Below are 19,319 nucleotides of genomic sequence, written 5' to 3'. Positions count from 1 at the left end.
TGGGGGAAGGATACGAGTCCACTATTCCAGCCTCAGCGCCTCGCCAGCGCGTCGGCCATCCGATCGACGGCCTGCTCGATGATCGGACGCGGGGTGGCGAAGACGAAGCGCATGAAGCCGACGCCGGCGGTACCCGTGGCCGAGCCGTCGGTGAGGGCGACGCCCGCGTTCTCGCGGAAGAACTCCGCGGGCTGCGCACCGAGATCGAGTGCTCTCGCGTCGAGCCACCCGATGTACGTGCCCTCGGGCTCTCGGTAGGCGATCTCAGGAATTCGCGCGGCGAGCGCCTCCCCGAGGAACCGCCGGTTTCCGTCGAGGTACGTCGTGACGTCGGCGAGCCAGGCGCGATCGTCGCGATACGCGGCCGTGTTCGCGATGACGCCCAGGTTGCTCGCGCCGTGCGAGGCCATCATCCCGATCGGCTCCCAGATCGCGCGGTCCTCGTCGTTGGTGAGGATGATCTGCGCGGTCTTGAGCCCCGGAAGGTTCCAGGCCTTGGACGCGGATGTCGCGGTCACGGTGTGAGCGGCGGCGGCATCCGAGATCGACGCATACGGGGTGTGCGCCGCGGGGGCGTAGACGAGCGGCGCGTGGATCTCGTCGGAGAACACCCGTCCGCCGTGACGCTCGACGACCTCGCTCACGGCGAGCAGCTCCTCACGGTCGAACACCCGCCCGACCGGGTTGTAGGGATTGCAGAGGACGAGCAGATTCGCTCCGGCGCGGAACGCCGCGTCGATGCCGTCGAGATCGAGCGTGTAGCGGCCGTCGGTCACCGTCATCGGCACCTGGATCACCTCGCGCCCGGCCGCCGGCGGCACCGAGAGGAACGGCATGTAGGCCGGTGTCGGAACGATCACCGGAGAGCCGGGGCGCGAGAAGTGCTCCATCGCGAGCGCGAGGCCCTGGATCACGTCGGCGATCGGGTGGACGTCGGATGCCGGCACGGCCCAGCCGTACATGTCACGCAGCCAATCCGACGCCGCCGCCGACATCTCATCGGAGAGGGAGGCCGGCAGGTAGCCGAACAGGCCCTGATCGACAGCCGCGTGCAGCGCACGGGAGATGCCCGGAGCGACGCCGAAGTCCATCTCGGCGACGAAGGCACCGACCGCGTCGGGGAACATCGACCACTTGAGCCCGCCGATGCGTCGAAGGTGCTCGACCTCGATGGAGTCGAAGGCGGAGGCGAGGGACATGCAGGCTCCTTGTGGTTGCGGTCGCAGAGGGTGTCTCCCCATCTTCGCCCGGTTCTCAGGAGGTGGGCTCGGCCGCGATCATCTCGTCGTACCCCTCGACGTACGTCGGGTAGTCGAGGCTGCCGAGCACGGAGAGGAGCAGCGAGCCGTCATGCACCAGGCCGGTCGGCTCTGCGGACGGGTCGTCCGGCGGAGCGTCGACTCCGAGCCGGAGCGCGATGTGGGCGACGACGTCTCCCAGCGGCGCCGGAGCCTGATCGACAGCGTGCACGAGCGCCGGAGGCTCCGGCATCCGCACGAGCAGGTCGAGCGCGCGCACCAGATCCACCTCGTGGATGCGGTTCGTGCGACGGCGGTGGTTCAGCGTCTTGTGCTCTCGCACCTGCCGCAGCAGGAATCCCCTGCCCGGGCCGTAGATCCCGCTCGGCCGCACGACGACCGCCGAGAACAGCTCGATCGCCGCGCGCTCCCCGTCGTACAGTCCGCGGGAGCGATCGGATGCCGGCACGGGCTCGTCCTGCTCGGTGATCGGGTGATCGGATGCCGTCGCCTCGAAGACCCCCGTCGACGACACGAAGACGGTGCGTGCGGGAACGGCGGGCAGCGCGGCGCGGAGATGGGTCAGGGCTCTTCGGTAGCTGTCGACGCTGCCACCCGGCGGGAGGGTGATGACCATCGCGTCGACCGTCGGCAGCGGCTCGGTCAGGGGCGCGGAGAGGTCCGCCCGGATGCCGGACACGCCCTCCGGCAGCTCGCCGTCGCTGCGTCGCAGCGCGATCGCCTCACCGCCGTCGGCGACGAGCCGGAGCGCGAGACGCCGACCGAGCTTGCCGAAGCCGACGAGGAGAGTGCGGCGAGGGGGCGCGAGCAAGGCGGGAGAGGTCACGAACTCAATCTGTCACACCATCGTCAGGACGAGAGCGGCCGACGCGGCTCCGTAGTTCCACCGATGTGCGCGCTTCCCCGGTCGGGGAAGACTGACGGCCGGACCCCTCCTCGCACGCGCGCGGGGAGGGCCTACATGGACAGATGGATGGGAATGACCTTCCACCTGACCAGTCAGGTGCCGTACTAGACCGCGGCGCTGTCGATCGCGTCGTCGCAGAACTCGCTCAGCTCCGCGCAACGCTCCTGAACCCGCGCAGGCGCAGGCTGTTGCCGACGACGAAGACACTGGAGAGCGCCATCGCCGCGCCCGCGAGCATCGGGTTCAGCATCCCGAGGGCCGCGACGGGGATCGCCGCGACGTTGTACGCGAACGCCCAGAACAGGTTCGTCTTGATGGTTCCGAGCGTCTTCCGGGACAGGCGGATCGCGTCGACGGCGCTGCGCAGGTCACCCCGCACGAGCGTGATGTCGGATGCCTCGATCGCGACATCCGCCCCGGTTCCCATCGCCAGGCCGAGGTCGGCCTGCGCGAGGACGGGGGCGTCATTGACACCGTCGCCGATCATCGCGACGACCTTGCCCTCGCTCTGAAGGCGGCGGACGACGTCGACCTTGTCGGCAGGGAGCACCTCGGCGATGACCTCGTCGATGCCCACCTCGGTGGCGATCTGCCGCGCGACCGCCTCGTTGTCTCCGGTGAGCAGGACCGGGGTCAGACCCAGTTCCTTGAACCTCACGATCGCCTCGGCACTGGTCGGCTTCACGGTGTCGGCAACGACGAGGATGCCGCGAGCCTGGCCGTCCCACCCCACGGCCACGACGGTCTTGCCCTGGCTCTCGGCATCCGCCTTCGCCTGCGCGATCTCCGGGCTCAGGTGCTGCGACCACTCCGCCAGCAGGGACGCCCTCCCCACGAGCACCGCGTGCCCGTCGACGACTCCCTGCACACCCTTGCCCTCGATGTTCGCGAAGTCCTCGGGTACTGCCAGCGCCCCGACCTCCTGGGTCGCGGCCTTGGCGATGGCCTGCGCGATGGGGTGCTCCGAGGCATCCTCCAGGGCGCCGGCCAACCGCAGCAGCTCGGCGCGGTCCACGCCCGTCTCGACGACGACATCGACCATCGTCATCTTCCCGCTGGTGACGGTCCCCGTCTTGTCGAGCACGACGGTGTCGACCATGCGAGTGGATTCCAGAACCTCCGGGCCCTTGATGAGGATGCCCATCTGCGCGCCGCGACCGGTTCCGACCAGCAGCGCCGTCGGCGTCGCCAGTCCCAGGGCGCACGGGCACGCGATCACGAGCACGGCGACCGCTGCGGTGAACGCCGCCGTCACCGGGAAGCCGGCTCCCAACCAGCCCCCGAGTGCCGCGACCGCGATGACGATCACGATCGGCACGAAGATCCCGGAGATCCGGTCGGCGAGGCGCTGCACCTCGGCCTTGCCGGTCTGCGCGTCTTCGACGAGCCGGGCCATCTGCGCCAGCTGCGTGTCGGACCCGATCCGTGTCGCCCGCACCACGAGCCGTCCCCCGACGTTCGTGGTGGCACCGGTGACCGCGTCCCCCGACGCGACCTCGACGGGAACGGACTCCCCGGTGAGCATGGAGGCGTCGACAGCCGAGGTGCCGGACACCACGACGCCGTCGGTGGCGATCTTCTCGCCGGGACGCACGAGGAACTCATCGCCGACGCGGAGGTCCTCGACCGGGATCCTGCCCTCGATCCCGTCGCGCACGATCGAGACGTCCTTGGCGCCGAGCTCGAGCAGCGCGCGCAGCGCGGCCCCCGCCTGCTTCTTCGAGCGCTTCTCGAAGTAGCGCCCGGCGAGGATGAACATCGTCACGCCCGCGCCGACCTCGAGGTAGATGTTCGCGGCGCCGTCCGATGGCGCCAGCGCGAACTCGAACGGGTGCGTCATCCCCGGGGTTCCCGCCGTGCCGAAGAACAGCGCGTACAGCGACCAGAGGAACGCGGCCGAGGTGCCCATCGAGATGAGCGTGTCCATCGTCGCCGCGCCATGGCGCAGGTTCATCCATGCGGCGCGGTGGAACGGCCATGCCGCCCAGACGATCACCGGTGCGGCGAGCGCGAGCGACGCCCACTGCCAGTAGATGAACTGCAGAGCGGGGATCATCGCCATCGCGATGACCGGCACCGTCAGCACGATCGACCCGATCAGTCGGTTGCGCAGCGAGCGCAGCTCGGGGTCCGAGTCATCGACGTCGCCGGCCGTCTTCCTCTCACCCTTGGGCGCGGGCAGGACGGCCGTGTAGCCGGTCTTCTCGACCTCGGCGATCAGGGCGGCGGGGTCGTACCCCTCCGGCACCGTGACCTTCGCCTTCTCGGTCGCGTAGTTCACGGTCGCCGTGACGCCGTCGAGCTTGTTGAGCTTCTTCTCGATCCGCATCGCGCAGGAGGCGCACGTCATCCCGCCGATCTCCAACTCGACACCGGATCCGGCCGCCTGCGGCACTGAGGTGCTCATCGTGCGCTTTCCTTCTTCTCGATACGGATGCTGATGCGGGTGCGACGTCAGTGCGAGTCGCCGGTATGGGACTCGCCATCGCCGTGCGCCGCGTCGACGACGAACTCGGCCGTGCGGACGACACCGTCGACCTGGAAGTCCAGGTACAGCAGATAGCGTCCCGCGGTCGGGGCCTCGGCGAAGAACACGATCGCAGGTCCCGCGGTGTCGCCGGCCGCGGGCTCGTCGCCCTCGGCGTGCACGTGCAGGAAGGCGAGGCCGCCCTCGCGCAGGGCGACGAGGTGGCCGAACGCTCCCAGATACGGCTCCAAGGTCGTGACGGGCTCGCCGTCACGCGCGATGGTGATGGTCAGTTCGCTCGCGGACCCTGCGACCACGTCTCCTTCGAGGGAGACGGTGAAGCCGTCGACCTCGGAGACCAGGCTCGGCTGCGTCTCGACGGGAACGAACTCGCCCGCCACCTGGACGGTGCGCGAGAGTGTGAGGTTCGCCGCGTCCGCGCCGCCCGGCGTGAAGTCGGCGAACACGCGATAGGTTCCTGCGGCCGCCCACTCCCACGGGAGCGACCACGTGCCCGTGGCCTCGTCGAGCACCGGGTGCACATGCTGGAACCCGCTGCCGTCCGATCGGGCGACGATCAGGTGCAGGTCCTTGTCGTGCGCGGTCGTGTACGCCGTCACGGGTTCGCCGGCGGCATCCTGGATCTGGAAGCTCAGCTCCCCGGCCTCGCCCACGACCGTCGGCGCTTCGATCGGCGACAGCACGTAGCCGTCGATGCTGAGCGCGAGGCCCTTCAGAGCCGTGGCGATGGCCGTCGATGCCGATGCCGTCTCCCCGGACTCGTGTCCCTCGTCATGCCCGTTCATCTCGCTTCCCTTCTGCCATCCGGCGACCACGTCGTCGGGAACCACCGCTGCGGCGATGCCGAAGGCACCGCCGAAGGCGACGATCAGTCCGAGCCCGTAAAGGGCGAGACGTGCGCCGGTCTTCATGACGCCCGTACCGCCGAGTAGCCGGCCTCCTTGACCGCCGCGAGGATCTGCGCGTCGTCGATCGCGTCCGAGGCGGTGACCTCCAGCAGCCCGGTCTTCGCGCTCACCTGGATGCCCTCGACGCCGGCGATCTGTCCGACCTCTTCGCGCACCGACATCTCGCAGTGCCCGCAGGTCATGCCCGTCACCTGGTACTCGTTCGTCGCCATGTCCTCATCCTCATCTCGTCGGGATACCCCACCGGGGTATTGGGAACAACTGTATACCCCACATGGGTATTCCCGAAACCCCTGCAGAGCGCACGGATGCGCCTGGCGACGAGAGCGCGTCCAGCGCCCGCTCCGCGCCAGCGCGGTGCGGTGCGCTCAGGGCCCGCGTCAGATGCGACGCGGCCCCGGCCCGTCGACGCCGAGCGCGTCCTCCGGGTTGAGCAGCCGGCACGCCTTGAGCGAGAGGCACCCGCACCCGATGCAGCCGGTGAGCTCGCGCTGCAGATGGTCGAGCTGCGTGCGCCGCAGCTCGAGCTGCGTGCGCCAGAGCTTCGCGACCCGCTGCCAGTCGCGCTGCGAGGGCGGGTCGTCGAGCGGCAGGCTCTCGAAGACGTCCTGCACATCGCTCAGCGGGATGCCGAGCCGCTTCGCCACGACGATCAGAGAGACGCGCCGCAGCATGTGGCGGCGATACCGGCGCTGATTCCCCGGGGTGCGCGTCGAGGCGATGAGGCCGAGCTGCTCGTAGAAGTGCAGAGCGGATGCCGGCACGCCGGTGCGCTGCGTGACCTCGCCGATCGCGAGCAGATCATCGGGTTCCAGAGACATCTCGACCTCCCCTTGACCTCAACCTTACTTGAGGTCATACGGTGACGAAAGGTCGCCGGCAATCGGCGCCGCGGAGGCCCATCGCCTCCCTCCGACGCCGAGAAGGAACGATCGATGACGCAGACCTCAGACAAGACCGCGGCCGGCGGCACCTGGCGCGAGCTGCTCGGCAGCCGCTACGCCCCCGTCGCCTCCGTGCTCGCCGGTGGAGTGCTGCTCGAGGCGAGCAACGTGTATCTCACGACGAGCCTCCTCCCCACGATCGTCGGCGACATCGGCGGAGCCGAGTTCTACGCGTGGACCATGATGACCTTCCTGCTGGCCTCGGTGGTCAGCTCGATGCTGGTGAGCAGGATCCTCACACAGCAGGGCGCCGTACGGGCCTACCTGCTGGCGCTGGGACTGTTCGCGCTCGGTTCGCTGCTGTGCGCGGCGAGCCCGTGGATGTCGGCGCTGCTCTTCGGTCGCGCGGTGCAGGGTCTCGGCGGCGGACTGCTGGCCGGCCTCGGCTATGCCCTCATCCAGCGGGCACTGCCCGAGCGCCTGTGGGCACGGGGTGCCGCCCTGGTGTCGGCGATGTGGGGCGTCGGCAACATCGTCGGCCCGGTGGTCGGGGGTGTCTTCGCGCAGCTGGATGCCTGGCGGGTCACCTTCATCGGGCTCGCCGTCGTCGCCGCACTCATCGGGATCGTCGTGGTCCGTGCACTGCCGAGGACGGCGCGGGCCCGCTCCAGCGAGTCGATCCCCTGGCTCTCGCTCGTCCTCCTGTCCGGCGGGGTCGCCGCCGTCGGGATCGCGAGCGTGGTCCCGGCCGGTCTCGGCACGGCAGCCGCCCTCGTCGTCGGTGTGGTCCTCGGCCTGTGGTTCCTGCGCCACGAGAAGCGCGGCAGCCGCGGCATCCTCCCCCGCGTGACGTTCGCCCACGGCTCCTCGCTCGGCTGGGTCTACCTCACCGTCGCCGTGCTGGCCTTCGCGATCGGCACTGAGGCGTTCATCCCGCTGTTCGGCCAGGAGATCGGCGGGCTGGCGCCGTTCGTGGCCGGCTTCCTGGGCGCAGTCCTCTCGCTCGGCTGGTCGATCACGCAGATCTTCACGTCCAACGCGTCCGGCATCCGATCCCGGCGCGCGCTCATCGTCCTCGGCCCCCTGGTGGTCGCGATCGGCCTGGCCGCCTACGGCCTGCTCCAGCACGAGGGACCGTCGACCCTCGTCATCGCGCTGTGGTTCCTGACGCTGTTCGTCGCGGGAGCCGGAATCGGACTGGGCTTCCCGCATCTGACGGTCGCGGCGCTCGGCAGCACGTCGGGCGAGGAGGAGGGCGCCAAGGCGGCGGCCGCGGTGAACACCGTGTTCATCATCGCGAGCGCGTTCAGCGCGGCGATGGCCGGAGTGCTCGTCAACCTCGCCATGCCCGACATCGTCGGATCGGCGCGGCTGCTCATGCTGGCGTTCGCCGGCGTCACCGTGATCGGGGTCTTCATCGCGCGCGGCGCGAGCTGGGGCATCGGGCTGAGGTCCGACGACGAGCAGTCGACCGACGCGACCACGAACTGAGGGAGAACGACATCATGACGACGAACAGCCAGGTCACGGTGATCGGTCTCGGGAACATGGGATCCGCGATCGCGAAGACCCTCCTCGATCGCGGGTACCGCACGACGGTCTGGAACCGCACGGCGAGCAGGGCCGACCCCCTGGCCGCGGCGGGTGCCGCGGTGGCGAAGACCCCGTCGGATGCCGTCGCAGCGAGCCCGCTCGTCATCCTGTGCCTGCTCGACAGCACCGCCGTCGATGCGGTGCGGGAGACGATCGCGGGCGCCGTCGCAGGGCGCGTGCTCGTGAACGTCACCAGCGGCTCGCCCGCTCAGGCGCGCAGCATCGCGGAGTGGGCGCACGGACAGGGCGCGACGTACGTCGACGGCGGGCTCATGGGCGACCCGCCGTACATCGGCACCCCGACCATGTTGCTCTCGTTCAGCGGCGACCGCGACGCCTGGGAGGCGCACCGACCGATGCTGGAGCAGCTCGGCACCGTCGCCTACTACGGCGAGGACCCGGGGCTCGCCGGGGTGGAGTTCATGGCGCAGGTGGCGGTCGGCTACGAGTTCCTCATCGGGCTCCTGCACACCTTCGACCTCGTGCGAGCGGAAGGCGTCGACGTCGCCGCCTTCGCGGAGAGAGTCGCCGGCTCGATCGGCGGCTACGCACCGCTCGTGAACGCCTTCGGCGCCGCGGTCGCGAGCGGCGAGTACGGACCGGACCTCGGCTCCCTCGACGTGCAGGCCGCCCTGATGGACGATCTGATCAGCCATCGCGACTCCCTCGGCGTCGACGCCGTGCGGATGCGGGAGGTCAAGAGACTGATGGATCGGCGCATCGCCGACGGCCACGGCGATCAGGGCTTCTCGAGCCTGTTCGAGGTGCTCGGAGAGGAGAGGGCGGAATGACTCACGCCATCACGACGGGATGCTCATGGCGGCCAGCATCCCGAGCATCATCAGGAGGCACGACCAGAAGCCGAACCGCCCCGCGCGGTCCGCCCTCGCCGCGCCCGCGCGCAGCGCCGTCCAGCCGGCGACGATCAGCAGGCCGATGACCGCCACCGCCACGGTCCCGGTCGAGCCGACGTCGGCACCCGTACCGTGCGCGTGCCCGCCGAAGCCGAGTGCGAGGTACGGGACGGCCATCATCAGCCCCATCGCGAACGGGTCCCCGACCGCCCCTCCGCATGGCCCCACCCGATTCCGGCGACGAGCGTGGACGGCGGCGGCCGTCGCCCACGCGAAGAACGCGAGCGTCACACCGATGCCTGCCAGCGAGGCGTGACCGAGCAGCAGCGCGGGTGCCATCAGGGCGAGCATCCCCGCCCCGGCCGCCAGATGCCGGACGGCGCCGGTGCGCGAAGACGCACCGACGGACGCCGCCGCGGACGCCGTCAGCGTCAGGCCGTCCACACCGTCTTCGCGTTCACGAACTCGCGGATGCCGAACGAGCCGAGCTCGCGTCCGTACCCCGAGTCCTTCACGCCACCGAAGGGGAGGCCGAAGAACGAGGCGGAGTTGCCGTTGGCGAAGACACTGCCGAACTCCAGCTCGCGCTGCAGTCGAGCGATCTCATCGGCGTCCGCCGACCAGACACCGGCCGCCAGCCCGAAGTCGGAGTCGTTCGCCGCAGCGATCGCCTCATCGATCGAAGCCACCTTGTACACGCAGGCCACGGGGCCGAAGCACTCCTCGCGGAAGATGCGCATCTCGGGCGTCACCTCGGTCAGCACGGTCGCCGGATAGAACCAGCCCGGACCCTCGGGCAGCTCACCGCCCGTCCGGACCGTCACACCCTGGGCGACGGCATCCGCCACCAGCTCGTGCGCATCGGCCCGCACCTGCGCGGTCGCCATCGGGCCGAAGCCGGTGTCCTCCTCCCGCGGGTCGCCGAAGGTCGTCGCGCTCATCTCGCCCACGAACGCCTCGAGCCACTCGTCGTAGACGTCGGCGTGCACGAAGAACCGCTTGGCGCAGATGCACGACTGCCCGCTGTTCTGCGTGCGCGAGGCCGCGCCCATCCTGGCGGAGCGCGCGATGTCGGCCGACGGCATGACGACGAAGGCATCCGTTCCGCCGAGCTCCAGCACGCTCTTCTTGATGTTGCGTCCCGCGGCCGCGGCCACTGCCGCACCGGCGCCGACCGACCCCGTCAGCGTCACCGCACGGATGCGACGATCGTCGAGCAGAGCGGATGCCGCAGCCCCTTCGATCAGCAGCGTCTGGAAGGCTCCGGCCGGGAATCCCGCCCGCGCGAAAAGCTCACCCAGGTACAGCGCGGTCTGCGGCACGCTCGACGCGTGCTTGAGCAGCCCGGTGTTGCCGGCCATCAGCGCCGGGGCGGCGAAGCGGATGACCTGCCAGAAGGGATAGTTCCACGGCATCACCGCGAGCACGGTGCCCAGCGGCTGGAACTCGACGCGCGCCGCCGACGCCCCGACGGATGCCGCGGGCACGGGCTCCTCCGCGGCGAGGTACTCCTCCGCGTGGTCGGCGTACCAGCGCATTCCGTTCGCCGACTTGGTCACCTCGTACTTCGCCGTGCCGAGGGTCTTGCCCATCTCGAGGACCGCGAGGCCCGCGGCGTGCTCCAGGTCGGCGTCGAGCAGATCTGCGGCCCGTCGCATCCACTCCGCGCGCTCGGCGAAGGTCGAGCGCGCCATGAGCTCGTTCGCGGCATCCGCCCTCGACAGGATCTCCTCCACCTGCGCCGCGGTGTGCGCCGGGAACTCCTGCACCAGCTCGCCGGTGCTCGGGTCGATGGTCGCGATGGTCATGGTGAGACTCCTTCAGGTCGGACGGGACGGCTCACTTGCCGTAGCCCTTGGTCAGGCCGGCGATGTACTGCCGGGAGAAGACGGCGAAGAGGATGACGAGCGGCACGGCGCCGAGCGTCAGCGAGGCGAGCAGAGCCGGGTAGTCGTTCTGGAACTGCCCGACGAACTGCTGCACCCCGAGCGTCACGGTCTGGTTCTCCTTGCTCGGCGCGAGGATCAGCGGGAACCACAGGTCGTTCCAGACCGGCAGCATCGTGATGGATGCGACGGCGGCGATGCCCACCCGGACGATCGGCAGCGTGATCGAGAGCGTGCGCCACTCGCCCGCCCCGTCGATGCGAGCCGCCTCCTTGAGCTCGGTCGGCACGGCGCGGAAATAGGTGGTCATCAGTGCGATCGCGAGCGGCAGCTGCATAGCCGTGTAGACGAGGATCAGGGCGGTGAGCGTGTCCATCAGCGCCCACGACGTCATGATCTTGATCAGCGGCACGGTGCCCAGGCGGATCGGCAGCATGATGCCGACCACGAAGAATCCGGCGAGGACCGGGGTGATGGGCACCTTGTACTCCACGAGCGCCCAGGCGGCCAGGGTGCCCAGCACGATGGTCAGCACGATGGTGGCGATCGTGACGATCAGGCTGTTCTGGTAGTTGAGCAGGAAGTTCCCGCGGGTGAACACGTTGATGTAGCCCTGCAGGTTGAACGTCTCGGCATCCGGCAGGGCGAACGGCGAGCCGAAGATGCCCTGCGTCGTCTTGAACGAGTTCATCAGCACGATGAGGATCGGCACGATCGAGAAGATCGCCATCACGATCAGCAGCAGGTGCACCCCTCCCCCGGCGAACACGTCGGCGGCGCGGCGCGGCCGCCTGCGCGCGACGACGGGCGCCGGCTCGGAGGCGGCCGGAGGGGCGGTGAGAGTGTCGGTGGCCATCTTGCGCTCCTAGAGCTCGTAGGACTTCAGCCGGCGCTGCACGGCCCAGAAGTAGAGGGCCGTGGTCGCGAGGATGAGGACGAAGATCACCGATGCGACGGTCGCGCCGAGGTCGAGGTCGGCGACCTGGCCGCTGGATCCGAAGAACGAGCGGTAGAAGAAGGTGCCGAGGATGTCGGTCGAGTAGTTCGGCCCGGGGGCGGACCCGTTCAGGGCGTAGACGATGTCGAACCCGTTGAACGTCCAGATGTAGGTGAGGATCACGATCAGTCCGAACTGCGGCGCGATCAGCGGGAACTTGATCCGCCAGAACGCCGTCCAGGCGCCCGCGCCGTCGATCCGCGATGCCTCGATCACGTCGTCGGGGATGGCGAGGAGAGCGGTGTAGAGGAAGATCATCGGGATGCCGATGTACTGCCAGACCGACATCAGCGAGATCGTCGGCAGCGCGGTGGCCTCGAGCCCGAGCAGCGGGACCTCGACGACACCCCAGAGCGGGTTGATGATGAGCCGCCAGATGAAGCCGACGATCACGACCGAGAGCGTCGCGGGCACGAACAGCAGTGTGCGGTAGACCCCGACCGAGCGCCGGATCCTGCCCGACGTGAGGAGCGCCGCCATGAGCAGGCCGACGGGCAGCTCGACGAGCAGGTGGATGAGGAAGAACTCGACGTTGTTGCCGAGGGCGTTCCAGAACCGGGCGCTGGTGGTCGGGTTCGTGAACAGGTCGACATAGTTGGCGACGCCCACGAACGCGCTCGTCTGCCCGCTGGACTCGAAGAAGCTCAGGAAGACCGAGCTCAGCAGGGGGTAGACCGCGAAGGCCACGTAGACCACGAGGGCCGGCAGCACGAACATCGCCAGCAGGCGATAGCGAGCGGGTGTGCGGATCATTCGGGGTGCTTTCCGTCGACGGAACAGGGGATGCCGGGGGTGGAGGCTCCACCCCCGGCAGGGCCTCACGGAGTGGGCGTGTACCAGGACTCGAGGCTCTTCTGGAGTTCGGCCGTGGCCTCCTCAGGCGAGAGCCCGCTGTTGTACATGAGCTGGGCGACCCGCCAGATCTCGTCGTCCAGCGGCGGCTGGCCGGCGCTCAGACGGTCGAGGGCGAGGCGCGAGGTGAGCTCGGCTCCCTCCTTCAGGTCGGCGAAGTCCTGCGCCAGGGCGTTGTCGTACTTCACCGGCTCGGATCCCATCGAGAAGAAGCCCGGCAGCTTGTTCACGTAGAGCTGCTGGAACTCGCTCGTGCCGAGCCACTCGACGAACTCGGTCGCGGCCTCCTTGTTCTTGCCGGAGGCGTTCAGGCCGAAGGCCATGTCGGCCATCTCCTGCTGGTAGCGCTGGCCGCCCTCCTCGGCAGGCGGAGCGCCGAAGACGCCGACGTCCAACCCGGTCGAGGTGACCTGCGAGATCTGCCAGGAGCCGTCGGGCAGGATCGCCGCCTGACCGAGCGTGAACAGCTGGGTCATGTCCTCGTAGGAGATGGCCTCGTAGCCGCTGGGAAGGTAGTCCTTGAACGCGTCGAACACACGGAAGCCCTCGACGAACTCGGGGTCGGTGAGCTTCTTCGACCCGTCGATGAGTCCGAGGCGCCCCTCCTCGCCTTTCCAGGCGTTCGGGCCGACCTGGTAGAGCATGTTGTAGGCCAGCTGCCAGCCGTCGGCGCTGCCCAGCGCGAGCGGCGCGTAGGTGCCGTCCTCCTTGATCGCGTCGAGCACCTCGAGGAACTCGTCCTGCGTCTTCGGCACCTCGAGTCCCAGCTCGTCGAAGATCGCGGTGTTGTAGTAGAAGCCGGCGAGGACGGATGCCACGGGCACGCAGTACGGGTTTCCGTCGTCGCCCTCCCATGCGGCGAGCGCCGACTCCGGGAAGGAGCCGATCGCGTCGAGACCGTCGAGCGGTTCGAAGTATCCCTTCTCGATCCACGAGCGGTTCACGTCGAACGGACGGCACATGATGACGTCCGGTCCGGTGCCGCCGTCGATCTGCGACTGGATCGCGGCGTTGTAGTCGTTCGTGTCGATCGGGGCGTACTCGACCTTGATGCCGGGGTGGCTCTCCTCGAACGCGGGGATGATGTCGTTCTCCCACATCGTGGCGTCCTCGGTGCGCCACGTGCCGAGGGTGAGCGTGACGGAATCCCCGTCTTCGCCGCCACTTCCGGTCGCACACCCGGCGAGGCCGAGGACGAGCGTGGTGACAGCGAGGGCGGCGAGCGGTGCAGTGGCTGAGCGCATCATGACCTTCTCTCTGAAGTGACGCGCGGTCTTCGGGGACCTGCCACACCTTTGCGGCGGCGCGTGGTGCTGGTCAGCATATATAGGTCTGTATGCGGTAGCAAGAGGTATGGAAAAATAGTAGACAGATTCAAGACAAGTGGTATCTTGTGGACAACAGCCCTTGAAGGAGGTCTCCCAGTGATTCGTGTCGGCATCCTCGGCTCCGGGTTCATCGCAGACTCGTACGCCGATTCCCTGCTCGACGTCCGCGACGGCGTCCTCGTCGCCAACTTCTCGCGCAACCCCGAGCGTGCAGCGGACTTCGCCGCCCGATGGAGCAGCCCGAGCAGCTACACCGACATCGCCGAGCTGTGCGCGAATCCCGAGATCGACGTCGTCGTCGTGGCACTGCCGAACGAGGCCCACGTCGAGGCCGTGCGCATCGCGGCCGCGGCGGGCAAGGGCATCATCTGCACCAAGCCGCTGGCCCGCACCGGCGCCGAGGCCGCCGAGATCCTCCGGATCGTCGAGGACGCCGGCGTCTGGCACGGCTACGCCGAGAGCTCGGTCTTCTCCCCCAATGTGCAGAAGGCGCACGAGATGGCCCAGGCAGGCGGCATCGGCGACCTGCTCACGATGCGCGCCCGCGAGGCGCACTCCGGCCCGCACGCCGCGCACTTCTGGGACGCCGAGACCGCCGGAGGCGGCGCCCTGCTCGACATGGGCTGCCACACGGTCGAATCGGCCCGGCACTTCTTCGGCAAGGACAACGCGGTCACCGAGGTCTTCGCGTGGGGGTCGACCCTGGTCCACTCCGACAAGACCACCGGAGAGGACACCGCGGTCGCGCTCCTCAAGTTCGCCGGCGGCCAGCTGGCGATCATCGAGTCGTCGTGGGCGGAGAAGGGCGGCATGCAGCTGCGCCATGAGTTCACCGGCACGGCCGGGCGCCTGGTCACCGACACCTCCGTCACGCCGGTCTGGGGCTTCATCGGAAATCCGGTCGGCTACCTCGTCGAGAAGGCGGATGCCGAGACCGGCTGGGTGCACCCCGTCCCGGAGGAGACGCGCGCCTACGGGTTCTCGCAGCAGATGCGCCACTTCATCGAGCACTACGCCGCGGGCACCGTGCCCATGGAGACCTTCGAGGACGGCTGGATCGTGAACTGCATCCTCGACGCCTGCTACCGCGCCATGCGCTCCGGCACCTGGGAGCCGGTGCTCCTCGAGCGCTGAGCACCGACCGACCAGACCAGACCAGACAGGGAGACACCCGAGAATGACGAACACACTGCCCGCCGGTGCGCACGCGCTGCTCGCGACGCTGACCGCCGAGGAGATCGTCGCCAACCGCGCGGTCCTCGAGGCGGCGGGTATCGCGAACCCGAACACGCACTACTCCTACGTCGGACTGACGGCGCCGGACAAACGCCGACTGCTGGCTGGTGAGAGTCTGCCGCGTCAGGTGCGCAGCTTCCTGATCGACATGGTCACGGGGCGCTCGCACGACGTCGTCGTCGACCCCGCCGCAGGCGCCGTCGTCTCGGAGCGCGAGCTCGACCCCGAGGTCGACGGTGCGGTCCCGGTGGTGATCCGCGAGTTCGGCTACGTCGAAGAGGTCGTGCATCAGGACGAGCGGTGGCTCGCCGCGATGGCGAAGCGCGGTCTGACCGACGTCTCGAAGCTGCGCGTGAACCCGCTGTCGGGCGGCGTCCTCGCGGATGGCGAGCGCGGCCGCCGCATCCAGCGCTGCTTCACCTTCGTGCAGAACACGCCGGACGATCTCGGCTGGGCGCACCCCGTCGACGGCGTGACCGTCATGGTCGACGTCGTCACCGGCGAGGTGCTCGACGTGATCGACTACGTCGACCTCCCGGTGCCGCAGGAGGACGGGAACTACCACCTGGCCTCGTGGCGCGGCCCGGATCGCGCCGGTCTGAAGCCGATCGAGATCTCGCAGCCGGAGGGACCGAGCTTCACGATCGACGAGAACGGCGTGCTCGACTGGGCGGGATGGCGCCTGCAGGTCGGCTTCGACCAGCGCGAGGGCCTCGTGCTGCATGACGTCTCGATCGCCGACGGCGAGGCGCAGCGCTCGGTGCTCTATCGTGCGTCGATCGCCGAGATGGTCGTGCCCTACGGCGACCCGAGCCCGCAGCGCTGGTTCCAGAACTTCTTCGACGGCGGCGAGTACCTGTTCGGCGGGTTCGCGAACTCGCTCGAGCTCGGCTGCGACTGCGTCGGCGACATCACCTACCTCGACGCGGTGGTCGCGGGCAACGACGGCGACGCGCGCATCGTGCGTCAGGCCATCTGCATCCACGAGGAGGATGCCGGAGTGCTCTGGAAGCACTCCGACAACTGGAACGGCTCATCCGAGACGCGTCGCAACCGCCGCCTCGTGGTCAGCTTCTTCATGACGGTCGGCAACTACGACTACGGCTTCTACTGGTACTTCGGCCTCGACGGCACGATCGAGTTCGAGGTGAAGGCCACCGGGATCGTCTTCACCTCGGCGCACCCCGGGAAGGGCTATCCGTTCGCGACCGAGGTCGCGCCGGGCCTCGGCGCCCCGAACCACCAGCACCTGTTCAGCGCGCGACTCGACGTGGCCGTCGACGGACTCGCCAACGCGGTCGACGAGATCGAGGCGGTGGCTGTTCCGCGCGGTGAGCAGAACCCGCACGGCACCGGCTTCACGCAGAGCGTCACGCGCCTGCGCACCGAGTCGGAGGCGCAGCGCATCGCCGACAATCTCACCGGGCGCGTCTGGTTCATCGGCAACACCGAGGTGCAGAACCGCCTCGGCGAGCCCGTGGGCTGGGTGCTCTACCCCGAGGGCAAGCCGCTGCTGCTCGCCGACAGCGAGTCCGACATCCACAAGCGCGCGACCTTCACGACCAAGCACCTCTGGGTCACCGCCTACGAGCCCGACCAGATCTATCCCGCGGGCGACTTCGTCAACCTGCACCCCGGCGGCGCGGGCCTCCCGCAGTGGGTGGTCGCGGACCGGCCGGTCGACGGCACCGACATCGTGCTCTGGCACACGTTCGGTCTCACGCACTTCCCCCGCGTCGAGGACTGGCCGATCATGTCGGTCGACACGTGCGGATTCGTGCTCAAGCCGCACGGCTTCTTCGGCCGCAACCCCGCTCTCGACATCCCCGCCGCTGCAGACCACTGCGCGCCGGGCCACCACGACCACCACGCCGGACACTGACCGGACGAGCACGAGGAACGACATGAACGGTTACATCAGCTACGCGGAGGCCACCGCAGGTCAGGCCGACGCCCTCGCGGCGGCGATCCCGCACATCGAGAGCCAGGTCGAGGCTCTCGCCGCGGAGGGCGCGCTCGGTGAGGTCGGCCCGCTCTTCCTGGGCATCGGCGCCAGCCTCGCCGCCGCCGCGCCCGCGGTCTGGCATCTGCGCGAACGCGGCATCACCGCCTGGCGCCTGGATGCCGGTGACACGCCGCTGCCGCTCGCCACGGGCGACCACCCGGTCATCGCCGTGTCGCAGAGCGGTCGCAGCAGCGAGACCATCGCCGCACTGGACACCATTCCCGCGTCGCTCCGCTACGGCGTCGTCAACACCGCGCCCTCTCCCATCGCCGACATCGCGAACCACCTCGTGGGGTTGGGGTCGATCCCCGACAGCTACGCCTCGACCATCGGCTACACCGCGACGGTGGTCGCCGTGAGCATGCTCTCGGAAGCGTGGGCCGGCGGGAAGATCGACCCGGCGTGGCATGACTTCGCGGCGCTCTTCCGCGAGACTGAGACCATGCTCGCCCCGCAGATCGACCGTGCCGCCGAGCTCATCGCCACCGCGCCGAGTCTCGACTTCGTCGGCGCCGGGCCCTCGACGGGTTCGGCCGAGGCCGGCGCGCTGCTGTTCCGCGAGGTCGCCCGCATCCCCGCCAGTGCCATGGGCACGCGGCGGTACCTGCACGGCGCCATGGAATCGGCCGGCGAGGGCGCGCACGTGCTGTTCGGCGGTGAGCGGGAGAGCCGGGTCGCGCACACATTGAGCGAAGCCGGTCACCGGGTCGTGCTGGTCACGACCGACGACGTGGAGAGCTCTGACCACCTCGAGGTCGTGCGTCTGCCGCCGGCCTCGTCGAACGCCCTCGCCGTGCTCGAGGCGCTGTTCCTGCAGGGCCTCGTGGCACGGGTCGCGGACACCCGAGGAGTGGCGATCGAGGAGTTCGTGTTCCACAACGACGACATCAAGGTGGAATCCGGAGCGGCGCAGTGACTCCACCCGATGACTCCTTCCCGCACGAGGGGCTCATCGTGGGCATGGACGTGGGCGGGACGAAGGCGGCCGTGCGTGCGACGACACGCGACGGCGTGCGTGTCGCCGACGTCGTGATGAGCTCGGCCGAGTGGGATGCCGAACCGGCGGATGCCGCGGCGGCCTGGCTCGCCGATGTGCTGCTCCGCGCCCTGCCGACCGGGTCGACGATCGGCGCCCTGGTGGTCGGCGCACAGGGTTTGGACAATCCCGACGTCGCGCGTGACCTCGAGCAGGCTCTGGTGCAGCGGGGGCATCATCAGGTGCGCTGCGTGAACGATGCGGCGCTGCTCGTGCCTGCCGCCGGACTCGATCAGGGACTCGGCCTCATCGCCGGCACAGGAGCGATCGGCACGGGGACGGATGCGGCAGAACGCTCCTTCGTCACCGGCGGCTGGGGCTGGGTCATCGGCGACGAAGCGGGTGCCGCCGGGCTCGTCCGTGAGGCCACGAAGGCTGCGCTGCTCGCGCACGATGACGGCGAGCCCGACGACGGACTCCTCCAGGCTCTGCTGGCGGACTTCGGCGTCGCGGATGCCGAGCGTCTCGCCCGCGCCGTGAACGACGACCCCACCATGGCGAACTGGGCACCGCACGCCGCCGCGGTGTTCCACGCGGCCGACCGGGGCTCTGCTCTCGCCGCCGAGGTGATCCGTGCGGGTGCGGCGCACCTCGTGCGCCTGATCGATCAGCTGCGCCGGCGCGGCGCCGTGGGCGACGCCGTCGTCGCTGCGGGAGGCGTGATCACCGCGCAGCCGAGACTCGCGGACGGCGTGCGCGAACTGCTCGCCGAACGGCATCCGGATCTGCGATTCGTGCTCCTGGACCAGCCGCCGGTCGCCGGCGCGTGGTTCCTCGCGAACCGCCTTGTGGCCTGATCGCTACTCGGACTTTCACCGAGGCGGGCAGCCGCTCTAATCCCGCTTTCCCGGACGGATGTTTCGTCATCAACCTACGGGGTCGCGATCCAATCGGACTGGTGGTTCGGCGACCGCATCGCGAATCCGGTGGAATGGGATTCGGAAGATCAGCATTTTTCACCGCACTCGATCGGGCGGCAACCGGCAGTGACACCTCGAGTCGCTGCGCGAGAAATCCCTCAGCGCTAGAGCGCAACCGTCGCATCTGGAGAATGACCAAAAGAGCGCGCGAGTAATCAACAGCACA

Annotated in this window: 17 protein-coding genes; 6 read left to right on the top strand and 11 right to left on the bottom strand. The window is 69.3% G+C overall.

The features are described 5' to 3' along the window. Positions 1–32: 32 nt before the first annotated feature. The 6 genes from DC434_RS02150 to soxR form a co-directional block, all read right to left on the bottom strand. A complete protein-coding gene (locus DC434_RS02150; protein ID WP_116633617.1) occupies positions 33–1,199 on the bottom strand; it encodes an aminotransferase class I/II-fold pyridoxal phosphate-dependent enzyme in 1,167 nt (388 codons plus the stop codon). Between the two features lie 55 nt (positions 1,200–1,254). Then, positions 1,255–2,085 (bottom strand): sugar nucleotide-binding protein, encoded by an 831-nt coding sequence (locus DC434_RS02145; RefSeq protein WP_243408759.1) that lies wholly within the window; start codon positions 2,083–2,085, stop codon positions 1,255–1,257. A gap of 226 nt (positions 2,086–2,311) precedes the next feature. Next, on the bottom strand, positions 2,312–4,573 hold the full coding sequence (locus tag DC434_RS02140) for a heavy metal translocating P-type ATPase (RefSeq protein WP_116633615.1): 2,262 nt from the start codon (positions 4,571–4,573) through the stop codon (positions 2,312–2,314). Between the two features lie 47 nt (positions 4,574–4,620). Then, the gene (locus DC434_RS02135; RefSeq protein ID WP_116633614.1) at positions 4,621–5,565 is read right to left on the bottom strand and encodes a heavy-metal-associated domain-containing protein; all 945 of its coding nucleotides are present in this window, start codon (positions 5,563–5,565) and stop codon (positions 4,621–4,623) included. Beyond that, positions 5,562–5,774 carry a heavy-metal-associated domain-containing protein gene (locus DC434_RS02130; RefSeq protein WP_116633613.1) on the bottom strand — a complete coding sequence of 71 codons (213 nt, stop codon included), beginning with the start codon at positions 5,772–5,774 and terminating at the stop codon, positions 5,562–5,564. Before DC434_RS02130 ends, DC434_RS02135 begins: the two co-directional genes overlap by 4 nt. A 168-nt stretch (positions 5,775–5,942) precedes the next feature. Next, positions 5,943–6,383: a redox-sensitive transcriptional activator SoxR gene (soxR, locus tag DC434_RS02125; protein WP_116633612.1), complete on the bottom strand. Its 441-nt coding sequence runs from the start codon at positions 6,381–6,383 to the stop codon at positions 5,943–5,945. Positions 6,384–6,497: 114 nt separating this feature from the next. Between soxR and DC434_RS02120 the strand changes: the two genes are divergently transcribed. Continuing rightward, positions 6,498–7,937, top strand: a complete 1,440-nt coding sequence (locus DC434_RS02120; RefSeq protein WP_116633611.1) for an MFS transporter — start codon at positions 6,498–6,500, stop codon at positions 7,935–7,937. Continuing rightward, the gene (locus tag DC434_RS02115; protein WP_243408801.1) at positions 7,880–8,830 is read left to right on the top strand and encodes an NAD(P)-binding domain-containing protein; all 951 of its coding nucleotides are present in this window, start codon (positions 7,880–7,882) and stop codon (positions 8,828–8,830) included. The genes DC434_RS02120 and DC434_RS02115 overlap by 58 nt, the downstream gene beginning before the upstream one ends. 9 nt (positions 8,831–8,839) lie before the next feature. Here DC434_RS02115 and DC434_RS02110 read toward each other — a convergent pair whose 3' ends face one another. The 5 genes from DC434_RS02110 to DC434_RS02090 all read right to left on the bottom strand — a co-directional run bounded on the left by DC434_RS02110 (position 8,840) and on the right by DC434_RS02090 (position 13,872). Continuing rightward, positions 8,840–9,337 carry a hypothetical protein gene (locus DC434_RS02110; RefSeq protein ID WP_116633609.1) on the bottom strand — a complete coding sequence of 166 codons (498 nt, stop codon included), beginning with the start codon at positions 9,335–9,337 and terminating at the stop codon, positions 8,840–8,842. Beyond that, a complete protein-coding gene (locus DC434_RS02105) occupies positions 9,325–10,701 on the bottom strand; it encodes an aldehyde dehydrogenase family protein (RefSeq protein ID WP_116633608.1) in 1,377 nt (458 codons plus the stop codon). The genes DC434_RS02110 and DC434_RS02105 overlap by 13 nt, the downstream gene beginning before the upstream one ends. Before the next feature lie 31 nt (positions 10,702–10,732). Continuing rightward, a complete protein-coding gene (locus tag DC434_RS02100) occupies positions 10,733–11,635 on the bottom strand; it encodes a carbohydrate ABC transporter permease (protein ID WP_116633607.1) in 903 nt (300 codons plus the stop codon). Positions 11,636–11,644: 9 nt separating this feature from the next. Then, on the bottom strand, positions 11,645–12,529 hold the full coding sequence (locus DC434_RS02095) for a sugar ABC transporter permease (protein WP_116633606.1): 885 nt from the start codon (positions 12,527–12,529) through the stop codon (positions 11,645–11,647). A gap of 65 nt (positions 12,530–12,594) precedes the next feature. Further along, positions 12,595–13,872: an ABC transporter substrate-binding protein gene (locus DC434_RS02090; protein ID WP_165807972.1), complete on the bottom strand. Its 1,278-nt coding sequence runs from the start codon at positions 13,870–13,872 to the stop codon at positions 12,595–12,597. Between the two features lie 180 nt (positions 13,873–14,052). Here DC434_RS02090 and DC434_RS02085 point away from each other — a divergent pair, with 180 nt between their 5' ends. The 4 genes from DC434_RS02085 to DC434_RS02070 are packed head-to-tail and all read left to right on the top strand — an operon-like array spanning position 14,053 to position 19,030. Next, positions 14,053–15,090 carry a Gfo/Idh/MocA family oxidoreductase gene (locus DC434_RS02085; protein ID WP_116633604.1) on the top strand — a complete coding sequence of 346 codons (1,038 nt, stop codon included), beginning with the start codon at positions 14,053–14,055 and terminating at the stop codon, positions 15,088–15,090. Between the two features lie 43 nt (positions 15,091–15,133). Further along, positions 15,134–17,074 (top strand): primary-amine oxidase, encoded by a 1,941-nt coding sequence (locus DC434_RS02080; protein ID WP_116633603.1) that lies wholly within the window; start codon positions 15,134–15,136, stop codon positions 17,072–17,074. 22 nt (positions 17,075–17,096) lie between these two features. Continuing rightward, positions 17,097–18,113 (top strand): SIS domain-containing protein, encoded by a 1,017-nt coding sequence (locus DC434_RS02075; protein WP_116633602.1) that lies wholly within the window; start codon positions 17,097–17,099, stop codon positions 18,111–18,113. Continuing rightward, on the top strand, positions 18,110–19,030 hold the full coding sequence (locus DC434_RS02070; RefSeq protein WP_207769870.1) for a BadF/BadG/BcrA/BcrD ATPase family protein: 921 nt from the start codon (positions 18,110–18,112) through the stop codon (positions 19,028–19,030). The genes DC434_RS02075 and DC434_RS02070 overlap by 4 nt, the downstream gene beginning before the upstream one ends. The last annotated feature ends 289 nt before the right edge of the window (positions 19,031–19,319 follow it).

It is taken from the genome of Microbacterium sp. TPD7012, assembly GCF_003075395.1.
GTDB lineage: Bacteria > Actinomycetota > Actinomycetes > Actinomycetales > Microbacteriaceae > Microbacterium.
The sequence above is the reverse complement of the archived record's forward strand: the minus strand, read 5'-3'. Positions and strand labels throughout refer to the sequence as shown.

Coding starts and splice junctions, on each gene's coding strand:
- DC434_RS02090 (WP_165807972.1), bottom strand. CDS start 13,872: ATGCGCTCAGCCACTGCACCGCTCGCCGCCCTCGCTGTCACCACGCTC.
- soxR (WP_116633612.1), bottom strand. CDS start 6,383: ATGTCTCTGGAACCCGATGATCTGCTCGCGATCGGCGAGGTCACGCAG.
- DC434_RS02105 (WP_116633608.1), bottom strand. CDS start 10,701: ATGACCATCGCGACCATCGACCCGAGCACCGGCGAGCTGGTGCAGGAG.
- DC434_RS02150 (WP_116633617.1), bottom strand. CDS start 1,199: ATGTCCCTCGCCTCCGCCTTCGACTCCATCGAGGTCGAGCACCTTCGA.
- DC434_RS02100 (WP_116633607.1), bottom strand. CDS start 11,635: ATGGCCACCGACACTCTCACCGCCCCTCCGGCCGCCTCCGAGCCGGCG.
- DC434_RS02080 (WP_116633603.1), top strand. CDS start 15,134: ATGACGAACACACTGCCCGCCGGTGCGCACGCGCTGCTCGCGACGCTG.
- DC434_RS02095 (WP_116633606.1), bottom strand. CDS start 12,529: ATGATCCGCACACCCGCTCGCTATCGCCTGCTGGCGATGTTCGTGCTG.
- DC434_RS02120 (WP_116633611.1), top strand. CDS start 6,498: ATGACGCAGACCTCAGACAAGACCGCGGCCGGCGGCACCTGGCGCGAG.
- DC434_RS02130 (WP_116633613.1), bottom strand. CDS start 5,774: ATGGCGACGAACGAGTACCAGGTGACGGGCATGACCTGCGGGCACTGC.
- DC434_RS02075 (WP_116633602.1), top strand. CDS start 17,097: ATGAACGGTTACATCAGCTACGCGGAGGCCACCGCAGGTCAGGCCGAC.
- DC434_RS02135 (WP_116633614.1), bottom strand. CDS start 5,565: ATGAAGACCGGCGCACGTCTCGCCCTTTACGGGCTCGGACTGATCGTC.
- DC434_RS02140 (WP_116633615.1), bottom strand. CDS start 4,573: ATGAGCACCTCAGTGCCGCAGGCGGCCGGATCCGGTGTCGAGTTGGAG.